Origin of the sequence: Paraburkholderia sp. BR13444 (assembly GCF_040948755.1) — a bacterium.
GTDB classification, from domain to species: Bacteria; Pseudomonadota; Gammaproteobacteria; order Burkholderiales; family Burkholderiaceae; genus Paraburkholderia; species Paraburkholderia youngii.
The window spans coordinates 45,203-58,562 of the sequence record NZ_JBFPKM010000019.1; the positions used below are offsets into that span (position 1 = coordinate 45,203).

Genomic DNA, 13,360 nt, shown 5'->3' on the forward strand with positions numbered 1-13,360 from the left:
TCTGTGCGCTCGCGCCTGTCCGATCGCTACCGCGGGCCCCGCATGAAGCGCTACAAGGCGCTCGTGAAGGAGATGCTCGCGGGCTTCGTGTTGATGTCAGGGCTCGCGTGGTGCACGCGCAAGCTGCTGTGGCGCGATCGCGTAGCCGTGCTGCTTTATCACGATCCCGATCCGGACACGCTCGACCGTCATCTGACCTATCTGAGCAAGCTGTGCGAGTTCGTGCCATTGACCGACGTCAGCGCGCCCGGCCGCGGCCGGCCGCGCGTGGCGATCACGCTCGACGATGGCCACGCGGGCAACGCGAAGCTATTGCCGGTGTTCATCAAGCACAAGGTGCGCCCGACGATCTTTCTGTGCAGCCGCATCGTCGGACGGCCGCGCAGTCACTGGTGGCTGCATCCGGGTTCGCTGCGCGTCGGCCATGAACGTCTGAAGCGCATGACGAACGAAGAGCGCCTCGCCGCGCTGGCGGCTCAAGGCTACCAGCAGGACGGCGACGACCGGCCGACCGGCCTGTCGATCGAACAGATGCAGGCGATGCGCGAGCACGTCGACTTCCAGGCGCATACGCGCTTCCATCCGATCCTCACGCATTGCAGCGACGCTGAAAGCGAGGCCGAAATCAGCGACAGCCGCCGTGAAATCGCGGCGCTGCTGCAACAGCCGTGCGAGCACTTCGCGTATCCGAACGGCAATTACGGCGAGCGCGAAGTGGAGTTCGTGCGCGCGGCGGGCTTCAAAACCGCGCGGACCTGCGACATCGGCTGGAACGATCAGCACACCGATCCGTACCGGTTGCGCACGATCATCATCGACGATGCGGCGTCGACGCTGCGCTTCGCGGCGCAATTGAGTGGCATTGCGCTGTTTCTGCGCTATCTGCGCGAGGGGGGCGGCTGGCGCGGCAAGTTTCCGCAGTTTTGAACAGGGGGAGCGCCCGGACCAGGCGATTGGTCCGGGCAAGCCGTCCGGGTTCTTCGCGAGACGGCACGAGAGGCAGACAACAGGAGGGGAACATGCAGCGCTGCAGGGTACTTGTGATCAACGATTACGCGCACATGGGCGGCGCGGAAGTGGTCTATCAACAATCGGCCGAGCTATTGGGCACGCTGCGCGGCGTCGAGGTCGAGCGTTTCGACGATAGCCAGTTTTCCGGCCGCTCGACGATGCTGACGCGCTCCTGGAACACGACCGCCGCGCGCGCGCTCGAAAAGACGCTGCACCGTTTCCGGCCGCATCGGCTGATGGTGCACAACTACCACAACGTGCTATCGCCTTCGATTCTCAGCGTGATCGCGCACAACCAGCGTCAGTTCGGTTACCGCGCGTACCACACCTGCCACGACTATCACCTCGTCTACTACAACCCGTCGCTGCAGTACTTCGACAAGGACAAGCAGCCGATCATTCTGCCGCTCGACGTGCTGCGCACCCGCGCGGTCCTCACGTTGCGGCCGACGCCGAAGGGCCTCGTGCACGATCTGATGACGAAGGCGTGGTGGCATGCGGTACGCGCGGCCTATCAGCCCGCGCGCGTGTTCGACAGGATCTTGTGCCCGAGCCTGTTCATGCAGCAGGCGCTGCATCGCGTGGGCATCGAGAACACGGTGATCGTGCACAATCCGTCGGCGGTACCGAGCGCGATGCCGATCGTCACGGTGCGTGGCAAGGAACGCTTCAACATCGCGTTCGTCGGACGGATCTCGCCCGAGAAAGGCCTGATGCAATTTCTGACGCTCTGCGAGGCGGCGGGCTTCGAACGCATCAATAGCATCGGCGTGTATGGCGACGGGCCGGATCGCGCGGCGATCGAACAGCGCTACGCGTCGCTGATCGCCGAGCGCAAGCTGATCCTGTTCGGCACGATGCCGCAGCAGCAGTTGTTTCCCGCGATACGCGAGTTCGCCGATGCGGTGGTCGTGCCGTCGGTGGGCGCGGAGAACGCGCCCCTCGTCGTCGTCGAGGCGGCGATGCTCGGCCTGCCGGTGCTGATTCGCGATGGCGGCAGCATGGCGGTGACCGCGGAATCGGTCGGCAACAAGATCAAGTTCAAGTTCGATCCGGGCAGTCTGAAACAGGCGCTCGGCGAGTTGGCCGTTCATCTGGCCGATGAGCACAGAAAGTACGACGTCGAAGAATATCTGCCCGAGCATTACGCGCGGCGTCTGGCCGAAATCATGCACATCGGCGAAAGCTCGGCGCCCATCGCGCCGTCGCGCCGGCGCGCGCGTTATGCAGATAATCCGCGTCCGGCGCCCTGAAAATAGTCGGCGCTGATTGTGGCGAACGGCGTGTATATCCGCGCGGTTATCGTCGCTTTAAACATGCGTTTTTTATTGCGTGATTTGTCTGAAGCAATCCTGTAGCAATCGGCTTTTGTGTGCGCTGCCGAACGTTGTAAGGACGGGCTCTCTGAATATTATGATTGCCACGAAAGGCTTTTTATCGAGCGTTGTAGCGCGCCGACGAAACGGCAGACTCATCAAAACAAGAGCATGTGCATGTCGTGAGCGTTTGCGTGGAAAAACGGCGGACGAGACGCGGCTAATCGGGGAAATATCTCTACCGGGCCCGGCAGTCAGCTCAACCCAAACAGGAATGTGGCCGCAAGCGGCCACATCAGCCATACGGGGGATCCAGACGGTGATGCGCTACAGCTCAGCGCACGCTGTATGGATCGGAGGTCTCGGGAGACGCGTAGGTCTGGTCTGAATTCCACAAATCGCTGCCGTAGGGGTCCGCTGAGTTCTTGCCGCGGACAGGCTGTGCAACGCTTGTACGTTTCTGCTTCGGAAGGCTGTTTTTAGTTTGGGTGTACACGTTGGGCGCGACATAGCGGTTCTTTTTTGCGTACGCGAGATCCGACGGAGAGCCGTAGAGCGTCGGTGAACTGGCCGCATGAGGCGTCATCGCGTCGAGTTGCGAGTGCTTGGCGACATAACGCGGGGCATAAGCAGAAGAGGAGGCGGACACGATGCTCTGGGCGTATCCCACCTGGGCAGTCAGTAATACCGGTAATACGGCGGCAAGAAGTTTTTTCATTTCGGTCTCCGTAAGAACGCGAGTGGTGCGATGTTAGGGAAAAGAGCCGAGCTCGCATAGGTGCTGTTACACACAAAGGTAGCCGATGTGGCGTAAATCGGCTACCCCCGTCCGATCGAGGCGGTCGGCTCGATCGGACACGGGCGTGACTGGATGCGGCGACGTGCCGGTTCGGGCGCCGGGAAGAAGTGGGAAACCGTCGGGACTTTGGGAGAACTCGCATGAACCAAAGCAGTGCACCATTCGATAGCCGGAACAACAACAGCGAACATCCGCCGGCAGGCTTCGCGAACTATCTGGATGCGCTGTATGACAACCGCAAGCTGATTGCCCTCACGACGGCCATCGCGGTCGCGCTCGGCATCGGTTATTCGGTGTTCTCCGAACCCGTCTATCGCGCGGACATCCTGGTGCAGGTCGAAGAGAACGCAGGCACCTCGTCCAAGAGCGTGATCGGCGACGTGTCCGCGATGTTCGACGTGAAGACCGCGACGTCCGGGGAGGCGCAGGTGATCGGCTCGCGCATGGTGGTGGGCCGCGCGGTCGACAAGCTCAATCTCGACATCGAAGCGGCACCGCGTTACTTCCCGCTGTTCGGCCGCTGGCTCGCCCGTCATTCCGATCATCTGTCAACGCCGGGACCGCACGGCTACGTGTACGGCAACGAGCGCATCAAAGTGTCGAAATTCGATGTGCCGGAAGAGCTGTTCGATCGTCCGTTCGTGCTGAGGATGGGCGAGGGATCGAGCTACGAGCTGCAATACGGCAAGCTGAAGCTCGAAGGCACGGTCGGCCAGGCGCTGAACGCGACGACCAACTACGGGCCGCTCACGCTCGTCGTCGACCGGATCGACGCGAAGCCCGGTGCGACGTTCGAGGTGCGGCGCCAGTCCGCGCTGACGACGACCGAAAAGCTGCGCAAGGAATTGACGATCTCCGAAAAAGGCAAGGAGTCCGACATCCTCGGCGTGTCGCTCGAAGGCAGCGATCCGAACAAGATCAGCGCGATTCTCGGGACCATCGCGGGCGAATACGTGAGCCAGAACCTGAAGCGCAAATCCGAGGAAGCGGAGCGTTCGATCCGTTTCCTCGAAATGCAGCTTCCGGAAATGCGCCAGCAGCTTTCGGATTCGGAAACGCGCTTCAACGACTTCCGCGCGAAGCATGGCACCGTCGATCTCGGCGAGGAAGCGACCAACCTGTTGCAGTTGTCGGTTCAGGCGCAGACGCGGCTCGCGGAACTCCAGCAGAAGCGCAATGAACTGCTGTCGCGCTTCACCGACCAGCATCCGGCCGTGCAGTCGGTCAACGCACAGTTGCGCGCGGCGCAACAGGAAGCGAAAGATCTCGCGAGCCGGACGCAGTCGCTGCCGCCGCTCGAACAGAACGTGCTGCGCCTGCAGCGCGACGTGCAGGTCGGCACCGAACTCGACACGTCGCTGCGCAATACGCTCGAACAGCTGAAGCTGATCAAGGCGGGCAAGGCCGGCAACGTGCGCATCGTCGACGGCGCCGTCGCGCCCGATACGCCGGTGCGGCCCAAGCCGCTGCTGATCATCATCGGCGCGCTGATGCTCGGCGTGTTCGTCGGTTCGGTGATCGCGCTCGTGCGTCAGCGTCTGTTCGACGCGATCGACGATCCGTACGAAGTCGAGCTGCGCACCGGTCTGCCGGTCTACGCGAGCGTGCCGTTCAGCCGTCAGGAAGAGCGCTTCGCGCACAGCCGTCGCCGGCCGGAGTCGAAGGCGCTCGTGCTCGCGGGCGAAGCGGTGGTCGATCCGGCGATCGAAAGTCTGCGTGGCTTTCGCACCGCGCTCGAATTCACGATGACCAAGGCGCGCAACCATATCGTGCTGATCACGGGCCCGACGCCGGGCATCGGCAAGTCGTTCGTGTCGCTGAATCTCGCCGCGGTCATCGGTGCGACCGGCAAGCGCGTGCTGCTGGTCGACGGTGACCTGCGCCGCGGCTTCCTGCATCGGCATCTCGGCGGCGATCGCGGTCCCGGCCTGTCCGATCTGATCCAGGGCGCGTACCGCCCCGAAGAGCTGATTCGCGCGACCCGTTTCCAGGGTGTCGATTTCATCGCGAGCGGCCGCCAGGTGGCGAGCCCGAGCGACGTGCTGTCGAACACCCGGCTCGAGTCGGTGCTGCGCCAGGTCGCGACCGGCTATGACGTCGTGCTGCTCGACGGGCCGCCGGTGCTGCTCGCCGCGGATGCGGTGCGGCTCGCGTGCGTGGCTGGCACGACGTTCTTCGTCGCGCGTCAGGGTGTGACGGGCATCGGCGAGCTGCGTGAGTCGGTCCGCCAGATGCAGAAGGTCGGCCTGCCGGTGCGCGGCGTGATCATGAACGGACTGAAGATGCGACCGGGACGCTACAGCTACGGCTACGGACGCTATCGCTACGCGGCCTACATCTACAAACCGTACGACCGCTAAACCCGGGCGCGTGGGTCGTGACGCTCCCGCGGCGCGGGGCGTAGCGCCCGAATGGACCGATCAGAAAACCAACATAGCAATGCGAAGGGATTTTACGGCCGCGCTTGCCGAGCGCACACCGTACAGGCAAGGGACTACTCGGATGAAACAGCTATTTGTCACGCCTTTTCTGCCTCAGAAAAACGCGCCGCAAGCTGGCCACCGGTTGGCCTACGACTACCTGATCAAACTGAGCGAGGAATCGGAGCTCGACGTGCTGATCGTGTCGCGCGTGCCGGTCGACGAAAAAGACATCGAGTTCCGCGCGAACGTGCGCAACGTCTACATCCAGTACGTGAGCCGGTTCGACCTGATTCCGTCGTTCCTCGCGAATCCGCTGACGTTTTCACCGCGCCTGTTCTCGCGATATAAGCCCGCGATTGGCAAGTTCCTTTGCGAACTCGTCGACAGGCACCGTTACGACACGGTGCGGCTCGAGTTCTCGCAATGCTTCACGTATGCGCAGAATCTGCGCGAGCGTTTCCACGACGGCGTGAAGATCGTGATGTGCGCGCATGACGTGCAGATCCAGGTCATGCTGCGCATCAAGTCCATCGAAGGATGGCTGTTTACACGGCAGACCTTCATGCTCGAACAACATCTGCTGAAGCTGGCCGACAAGGTGCTCGTGCTGTCGAGCAAAGACGCGCAGCTGATCAACGGCCTGTACCCCGGGGTCGGCACGGTGCAGGTCGTGCCGATCTCGCTGCCGGCGTTTCTGAAGGAAGTGCGGCGCTCGAAAGACACGGTCGAGAAAGGCAACATCCTGTTCTGGGGGGCGATGCAACGCCGCGAAAACGAAGAGGCGCTGCTCAATTTCATCGACACGATTTTTCTGCCGCTGCGCCGGCGCGGTCTGCAACTGAAGCTGTTCGTGGTCGGTTCCGATCCGAGCGAGCGCGTGAAGCGCCTCAATAGCGACGATATCTGCGTGACCGGCTTCGTCGAAAATCCGGGCAAGTACTTCGAGGCCGCCGCTATCGGCGTGGTGCCGCTGCTGTCGGGCGCCGGCGTCAAGCTGAAGACGCTCGAGATGCTCGCCGCGAAGCTGCCGGTCGTGTCCACGCCGCTCGGCGCGGAAGGCGTCGAGCACGACGGCACCTTGCTCAACGTCTGCGAGATCGATGAGTTCCAGCACGTGATCGAGCGCATCTACCGCGGGGAACCGGTCAACGTCAACGCCTCCGTGGCGTATCAGGCGTGACGCCATGATCGCCACCATCGCCTATCTGCTGGCCGTCGTGCTGTGCGCATCGCGCGGCGTGCTCGAGTATCTGATCGGCAAGGACGCCGCCTATCTGATCCAGGTCGGCGGCATCGTCGGGCTGCTCGTGTGGTACCTCTCGCCGACGGCGATCGCCGCTTACTTCCGAGACGAAGGACGCCTGTCGTTCGGCTTGCTCTTGGGCATGCTGTTCGCAATCGGGCTGTCGATCGTCGCGACGCTCGCGCTCACCGATCAGCTCGGGCCGGCCTATCTGCTCGTCTTCGTGTTCACGCTGTTCATCTATTTCTACGCGATCTCGAACTATCAAAGGCGTTTCGTGCGGCCCCGCTTCGCCTATGTCGGGCTCGTGCTGATCGCGCTGATCGAGGCGGGCGTCGCGCTCGCGCAGCAGCAGAACGTGTTCCCGATCGATCTGCCCGGCGCGACTTATGGCTTCGACAATCTGCGCGCGCCGTCACTGACCGGCAGCTATCTGCATTACCCGCTGTTCGTCGCGATTGCCGCGTCGCTGTGCGGCGTCGACTATCTGGTGCGCAAGAACGTGCTGTCGGGCCTCGCATGCGTGGTGCTAAGTTTCGCGATTTTCTCGGCACTGTCGCGCAGCGGCATGCTGATCGTTCTCGGCACATTCGGGCTCGCGTTCGTGCAGGGACCGATCCAGTTCATCACGAGAAACGCGAAGCTGATCGTTGCCACTATCTTCGCGACGATGGCGATCATGATCTTCGGCGTCGCGGTGAGCAGTCAGAACGATAGTGTCGTCAACGTCGGCACCGAACGAATCATCGGCGCGACCGACCTGCAATCGGACGGCAACGACGGCCGCACCGAAGCATGGGAAAAGGCCAAGTCGCTCGTATTGCCGGTCAACGCGATCGCGGGCACGTACTTCGGGCTGGTCACGAACTCGGCGCCAGAACCGGTGAAACAGGAGTTCGGCGTCGTCGAATCGAGCGTGCTGCAGCAGATTCTGAATATCGGCCTGATGGGCGCGATCTTCTATTACGGCGTGCTGATATCGGTGACGAAACTCGTGAGCAGCGCAAGCCGGATTGCGTTGTGTGTATGGGCCGCTTTATTTCAAACGCTCTTCTATCAATCGATCGAAGTGATTCCGTTTGTCTTCATCCTGATGACATTGCCGGTGTTCGATTACGTGGACGGACCGCGTCGAAACAGCGCGTAGCGAACCGCAAGGCAGTGCATGCCAGATCGTCCGCATCGCGCGGACGAGCAGTGGGTAGTCGATAGTGCGCGCGACGAGCGCGAAGCATGGTGAACGAACTGGAAAGCCGTGTTTGGGGGTAATTCCACGAACACCAGATGCAAAGCAGGAGGTGGGGATGAACCTGAAGGGAATGATCAGTGTGGTGATCGTCAATTACAACACGCCGAAACTGGTCGGAAAGTGCGTGCGCTCCGTGCTGGAACTTTCGATTGCGGATAAGGAGGACATCGTCGTAGTGGACAACGCTTCACCTGACAATTCGTTTTCCTATCTGAGGGAGACGCTTCCGACAGGAGTAAGACTCGTCAAAACGTCGATCAATCGCGGCTTCGGAGCCGGCGTCAATTTCGGCATGGTCGGTTGTCTGCGCGAACTCGTGCTCGTGCTGAACCCGGACACCTATTTCGTCGATACATCGCTGGAGAACGCGGTGCAGTTGTTCGAGACGGAGAAGGATGTCGGCCTCGTCGGTCTCGATCTGGTCTATCCAGATGGCGAACGGCAGTTTTCCGCGCGGCGCTTCTATTCGGTGCTCGACATACTCGGCCGGCGCTCGCCGCTCGGGCGGCTCGGCGTGTTCAAGCGCCGCATCGACCTCCACATGATGCGCGAAGCGTGGGCCGCGGGCACGCCGTTCGAAGCCGAGTGGGTGCTGGGCACGGGCTTTATCGTGCGGCGCGCATTGTTCGGCGAACTCGGCGGCATGGACGAGCACTTCTTCCTCTATATGGAGGATGTCGATTTTTGTGCGCGCATCTGGCAGGCGGGCTACCGCGTGCTGTGCGTGCCGGGCGCGCGGCTTACGCACGAGCATCAGCGCGCGTCGGCAGCGGGCTTGCTCAGCAAGGCGGGACGCCGGCATATGAACAGCTTGTGGCGCTTCAGCCGCAAGTATCGTGTGCCGCTGTTCAGGCCGCCAGGCGTGCAGGGCCTGATGCGCGGCGCGAAGGCGCGTGCGCTGCCGATCCCGATGGCCGCCGTGAGCGCGCGTGCGGCGGCCGCCGAGCAGGCGCAAAGCATCACGGTCGAGTGACGCCTCGCGCCGTATCGACGTGAAAAAAGCAGGAGTAACGCAATGGGGGAGGGGTAGATGAAAACCCGGCGACAGGCGCTCAAGACGTTCCTGCTCGGCGGCCTGGCCGGGGCCAGTGCAAGCGCAGCCGATCTGGGCATCGCGCGCGCGACCGGGCACGCGCCGCGCGCGCCTGACGCGTTCGCGACCGTGGGTAACGGCGCGGCCGACGGCGCAGGCGGCATCCTGCGCGTCGCCGCGTCCGTGCCCGAGCGTGCCGCATCGGAACCGGTCGCGCCGAGCTACTTGAAGACGCTCAGCGACATCGTCGCGGGACTCGAGGTCAGCGTCGCGCGCTTCGTCGATCCGCGCAGGCTGGCGGCGATCCAGCGCGGTGCGTCCGGCTACGATGTCGGCGCCGAACTCCGGGAGGCGTTCGCAAGCGGCGCGCGCGGGCTGTATCTGCCGCGCGGCATCTGGCGTTACACCGGCGACTTGACCACCGCGAACGGTTCGAGACTGCGCGGCGACGGCGGCGGCGAATACGTGGTGATCACCGACATCGCGATGGGGGCGACCGTGCTGGAGAGACAGGACGCGGGCGGCCCGACGTCGGCGGCGCTGAAGCTCGGCGACTCGGCGTTCGTCGAGCATGTGCAGGTGCGGCCCGCGCATTACGACAAGGTCATCTACTACCTCGCCAACTATCCGGCGCACACCGGCAACACGGCGATCGGCATTCACTTCGGCACGTCGGCCGGAGCGAGTCGTTGCACCGCGATCGGTTTTTCGCGCGCGGGCTACGAGCTTGGCGTCACGTCGACGCTCGAGCGCTGCTATGCGTACATGTGCGAGCGCGGCTTCTACGCGACCGAGCACACCGACGGCTCGCTGATCAACTGCATCGGCATGTTCTGCCATACGGCCGGCGCGGATATCGTCGACAACTTCTGGCAGGTGATTGGCGGACGCTGGGAATGGAATGCGCGTCATGGCGTGATTCTCGGCGCGGAGTCGCTGATCGTCGGCGCGGTGTTCGATCGCAATGGCTTTGCCGGCGTCTATATGAAGAGCGGCAACTGGGGCAAGGTGGTGAACGGCAACTACTTCTCGCGCAACGGTTGCGGCGGCGACGGCAAGATCGGCCGCTGGAAGTTCTCGACGCGCGGCCATCCGTCGTACCTCGATGTGCCGCCCGGTCAGAGCTGCCACATCCAGATCGACTACCAGCAGGGCGCGACGATCGTCGGCAATCGCTACCGGGCCGGCCAGGACGACGAGAACGCCGGCTGCGACGGCCCGCAGTTCGTGTACGGCAGTTCGACCGCGCCGGGCAGCACGCCGCTCGACGGCATCACGATTCAGGGCAATTTCGGCGATCGCGCCGGCGATTCGATCGTCGGTTACGCGAAGGCGTATCCGGGCGGCGGCGCGATCGCGGGCGGCAAGGACGCGAGCCTCGTGCATGCGCTGAATCTCGGCGTCGGCTACGAACGCGGCGGCGTCGCGGCGGCACTGCATTGCGGCGACCAGACGGTGTCGCAGGAGACGACGCGCATCTCGATCAACGTGCTGCGCTCGACCTCGGGCCGCGTGGTGCTGCGCGCGGCAACACGCGGCCATGCTCTACTCGCCGAAATCCTGTTCGCAACCGACGCAAGCGACGCCAACTACAAGACCGTCGTGAGCAATCTGATCGGCAATGCGGTGAAGAGCGCGGTATTGAACGCAAATAGTGAAGACGATCGCTACAACAAGATCGATGTCGCACTAAGTGAACCTGCTTTCGTGTCGTATTCTGTTTTTTCGACTTGAGATTTAACTGCAAACAGGACGATTGTGTCGACGAGAAACGTCATCATCGCGCTGTATTCGGTGTATGCGCTCAACTACGTGCTGCCGCTCGTTACGTTGCCGTATCTGTCGCACGTACTTGGGCCGGCCGGGTTGGGTGTGATCGGTTACGCGCAATCGATTTCGCAGATTCTTCTCGTCATCGTCGACTTCGGCTTCGGCCTGTCGAGCGCACGCAAGGTGGCGGTGCACATTGGCAATCCGCACGTCGTGAACCGCATCTACTGGTCGACTACGATCGGCCGCGCGATTCTCGCGTTGCTGTGCTCGCTGGTGCTGGTCGTCTGGGCGTTCGCCGCTCACATGTCGCCGCAGGAGCGCGGTGCGACGCTGCTCGGCTCGCTCGTGATCTGGGGCGGCGTGCTGACGCCCGGCTGCTTCTACGAAGGCACGCAGCGCCTGCCGGTGCTCGCGGGCACGCTGCTCGCCACACGCGTGGGTCTGCTGATTCCGCTGTTCCTGTTCGTGAAGACTCGCGACGACGTGATGCTCGCGGCCGCGCTGCAATATGCGCCGACCTTCGTGTGCGGCTTGATCCTGATGGGCGCGCTGATCTGGAAGCGCGAGATTCTGCTGACCGTGCGGGTCGGTTGGGCCGACGTGATGGCCGAGGCGAAAGAGGCGTATCACATCTTTCTCGGCTCGGCGCTGACGTCCGTGTACATGTACGCGAACGTGATCATGCTGCGCATGATCAGCGGCCCGGGTGCGGTCGGCTATTACGTGGCGGCCGAGCGACTCACCAACGCGCTGCGCGCGTGCACGGCGCCGGCCATCCAGGCGTTCTTTCCGAAGATCTGCGTCGCGTACGAGCGCAACGACTTCGGCTATATCCACAAGGTCAACCGCGGCTTCATGCTCGCGTTCGCGGCGTCGGCGGTGCTGATTCTGGTCGGCTTTACGGTGCTCGGCGAATGGTTTGTCGGACGTTTTCTCGGCGAGGCGTTCGGCGAGACGTTCCGCATTTTGCGCGTCCTCGTGTTCGTGCCGGCAATTGTAGGCATGACGACGACCCAGGTCATGTTGACGGTGATCGCGTCGGGCAATCAGTCGTTGCTGAAGCGGATCTATCTCTACGGCGCGCTGTTCCATCTGGTGCAGGCGCCGATCAGCATCTACTTCTGGGGCGGCGTCGGCACCGCGTGCTCGGTGGCCGCGACCGAGCTGTTCATGCTGATCGGCGTGTACAACGTGTCGAGCCGGATCAATCACGGCCAGATCGCGGTGCGCTCGCAGACGGCGATCAAGCAGGAGATGGCCGCGGAGAGGGATTAGCCGCCGGGACGGACGGTGTTCACTGCGCGGTGGACAGATTGGTCACTTTCGCGTTGCGCAGATACAGCACCGTCGACAGCACGACCGCCGCGGCAGCCGCGAGCGCGGCGAACAGGAACACGGAGCCATAACCGAACTCGCCGGCGATATACCCCGCCAGCGGCCCGGTGATGCCGAGCGACAGATCGAGAAACACCGAGTACGCGGACAGTGCCGCGCCGCGGCTCGCCGGCGGCACCAGCCCGACCGCCTCGACGCCGAGCGCCGGAAATACCAGTGCGAAGCCGAAGCCGGTCAGCGCGGCGCCCGCGAGCGCGATATGCGGCTCGGGCGCGAGCCACAGCATCAACAGACCCGCGCATTCGAACGAAAACGATGCGATCGCGACGCGAAAGCCGCCGTAGGTCTTGATCGTGTTCGCGAACAGCAGGCGCGCGCCGATGAACAGCGTGCCGAACAGCGTCAGCGACAGCGCCGCGTTCGGCCAGTGCTTCGCCGCATAGAACAGCGTGATGAAGGTGGCGATCGAACCGAAGCCGGCCGAGCCGAGCGCGAGACCCATACCGTGCGGCAGCACGCGCGTGAACACGCTGCGATACGACATCCGCTCGCCGTGCACGACCGGCACCGGCGCGAGCAGACGCGCGAGGTAATAGCCGAGCCCTGCCAGCGCGATCACCAGGATGCCGAGCGCGGTGAAGCCGATCGAGCGCGAGATCATCACGCCGAGCGGCGCGCCGATTGCGAGCGCGCCGTAGGTTGCGATGCCGTTCCACGAAATGACCCGGGCGTTGTTCGACGTGCCGACCCGGCCGATCCCCCACAGGATCGCGCCGGTGCCGCACAGACTCTCGCCGAAACCGAGCACGAGGCGGCTGCACACCAGCAGCGTGAGGCTCAGCACCGGCCAGGAACCGGCCAGCGCTGCGAGCAGCAGCAGCACGCCACTCGCGCCGCAGCCGAGCAGACCGATCGATACCGTGCGCTTCGGCCCGAGCGTATCGGCGGAGCGGCCCGCGAGCGGCCGAGACGCGAGCGTCGCGAGGTACTGCACGCTGATCGCCGCGCCGGCCAGCACCGCGCTGTAGCCGAGGTCGCCGTGCACGTAGCCGGGCAGCACCGCGAGCGGAATTCCGATCGCGAGGTAGCAAAGAAAGGTGAAAAAGACGACTGGAATGATTTGCAGGGTCGTCGCAAATTCGCTGCGGGCGGGCGCGGAGTCGGTGGACATCGGGAAA

At 63.5% G+C, this 13,360-nt stretch carries 10 protein-coding genes; 8 read left to right on the top strand and 2 right to left on the bottom strand.

From position 1 onward, the window contains the following. Nucleotides 1-42 precede the first annotated feature (42 nt). A complete protein-coding gene (locus tag AB3X95_RS33790; RefSeq protein WP_176367705.1) occupies nucleotides 43-927 on the top strand; it encodes a polysaccharide deacetylase family protein in 885 nt (294 codons plus the stop codon). 92 nt (nucleotides 928-1,019) lie between these two features. Then, nucleotides 1,020-2,264: a glycosyltransferase gene (locus tag AB3X95_RS33795; protein WP_368623549.1), complete on the top strand. Its 1,245-nt coding sequence runs from the start codon at nucleotides 1,020-1,022 to the stop codon at nucleotides 2,262-2,264. A gap of 397 nt (nucleotides 2,265-2,661) precedes the next feature. Here AB3X95_RS33795 and AB3X95_RS33800 read toward each other — a convergent pair whose 3' ends face one another. Continuing rightward, on the bottom strand, nucleotides 2,662-3,045 hold the full coding sequence (locus AB3X95_RS33800; protein ID WP_176122541.1) for a hypothetical protein: 384 nt from the start codon (nucleotides 3,043-3,045) through the stop codon (nucleotides 2,662-2,664). 221 nt (nucleotides 3,046-3,266) lie between these two features. Between AB3X95_RS33800 and AB3X95_RS33805 the strand changes: the two genes are divergently transcribed. The 6 genes from AB3X95_RS33805 (at nucleotide 3,267) to AB3X95_RS33830 (ending at nucleotide 12,122) form a co-directional block, all read left to right on the top strand. Further along, a complete protein-coding gene (locus tag AB3X95_RS33805) occupies nucleotides 3,267-5,486 on the top strand; it encodes a GNVR domain-containing protein (protein ID WP_176122542.1) in 2,220 nt (739 codons plus the stop codon). Nucleotides 5,487-5,628: 142 nt separating this feature from the next. Next, the gene (locus tag AB3X95_RS33810; RefSeq protein ID WP_368623550.1) at nucleotides 5,629-6,729 is read left to right on the top strand and encodes a glycosyltransferase; all 1,101 of its coding nucleotides are present in this window, start codon (nucleotides 5,629-5,631) and stop codon (nucleotides 6,727-6,729) included. Between the two features lie 4 nt (nucleotides 6,730-6,733). After that, the gene (locus AB3X95_RS33815) at nucleotides 6,734-7,939 is read left to right on the top strand and encodes a hypothetical protein (protein WP_368623551.1); all 1,206 of its coding nucleotides are present in this window, start codon (nucleotides 6,734-6,736) and stop codon (nucleotides 7,937-7,939) included. A gap of 157 nt (nucleotides 7,940-8,096) precedes the next feature. Continuing rightward, complete coding sequence (locus tag AB3X95_RS33820) at nucleotides 8,097-9,014, top strand: glycosyltransferase family 2 protein (protein WP_184225965.1); 918 nt, start codon at nucleotides 8,097-8,099, stop codon at nucleotides 9,012-9,014. Between the two features lie 57 nt (nucleotides 9,015-9,071). Continuing rightward, nucleotides 9,072-10,808, top strand: coding sequence for a hypothetical protein (locus tag AB3X95_RS33825; protein WP_368623552.1), 1,737 nt, complete (start codon nucleotides 9,072-9,074; stop codon nucleotides 10,806-10,808). Nucleotides 10,809-10,832: 24 nt separating this feature from the next. Continuing rightward, entirely contained in the window at nucleotides 10,833-12,122 is a 1,290-nt protein-coding gene (locus AB3X95_RS33830) for an oligosaccharide flippase family protein (RefSeq protein ID WP_176122547.1), read from the top strand. A gap of 19 nt (nucleotides 12,123-12,141) precedes the next feature. On the opposite strand, the gene AB3X95_RS33835 is transcribed toward AB3X95_RS33830, so the two are convergent. Then, nucleotides 12,142-13,353 (bottom strand): MFS transporter, encoded by a 1,212-nt coding sequence (locus AB3X95_RS33835; protein ID WP_176122610.1) that lies wholly within the window; start codon nucleotides 13,351-13,353, stop codon nucleotides 12,142-12,144. Nucleotides 13,354-13,360 lie beyond the last annotated feature (7 nt).

Coding starts and splice junctions, on each gene's coding strand:
- AB3X95_RS33810 (WP_368623550.1), top strand. CDS start 5,629: ATGAAACAGCTATTTGTCACGCCTTTTCTGCCTCAGAAAAACGCGCCG.
- AB3X95_RS33820 (WP_184225965.1), top strand. CDS start 8,097: ATGAACCTGAAGGGAATGATCAGTGTGGTGATCGTCAATTACAACACG.
- AB3X95_RS33835 (WP_176122610.1), bottom strand. CDS start 13,353: ATGTCCACCGACTCCGCGCCCGCCCGCAGCGAATTTGCGACGACCCTG.
- AB3X95_RS33805 (WP_176122542.1), top strand. CDS start 3,267: ATGAACCAAAGCAGTGCACCATTCGATAGCCGGAACAACAACAGCGAA.
- AB3X95_RS33815 (WP_368623551.1), top strand. CDS start 6,734: ATGATCGCCACCATCGCCTATCTGCTGGCCGTCGTGCTGTGCGCATCG.
- AB3X95_RS33800 (WP_176122541.1), bottom strand. CDS start 3,045: ATGAAAAAACTTCTTGCCGCCGTATTACCGGTATTACTGACTGCCCAG.
- AB3X95_RS33795 (WP_368623549.1), top strand. CDS start 1,020: ATGCAGCGCTGCAGGGTACTTGTGATCAACGATTACGCGCACATGGGC.
- AB3X95_RS33790 (WP_176367705.1), top strand. CDS start 43: ATGAAGCGCTACAAGGCGCTCGTGAAGGAGATGCTCGCGGGCTTCGTG.
- AB3X95_RS33825 (WP_368623552.1), top strand. CDS start 9,072: ATGAAAACCCGGCGACAGGCGCTCAAGACGTTCCTGCTCGGCGGCCTG.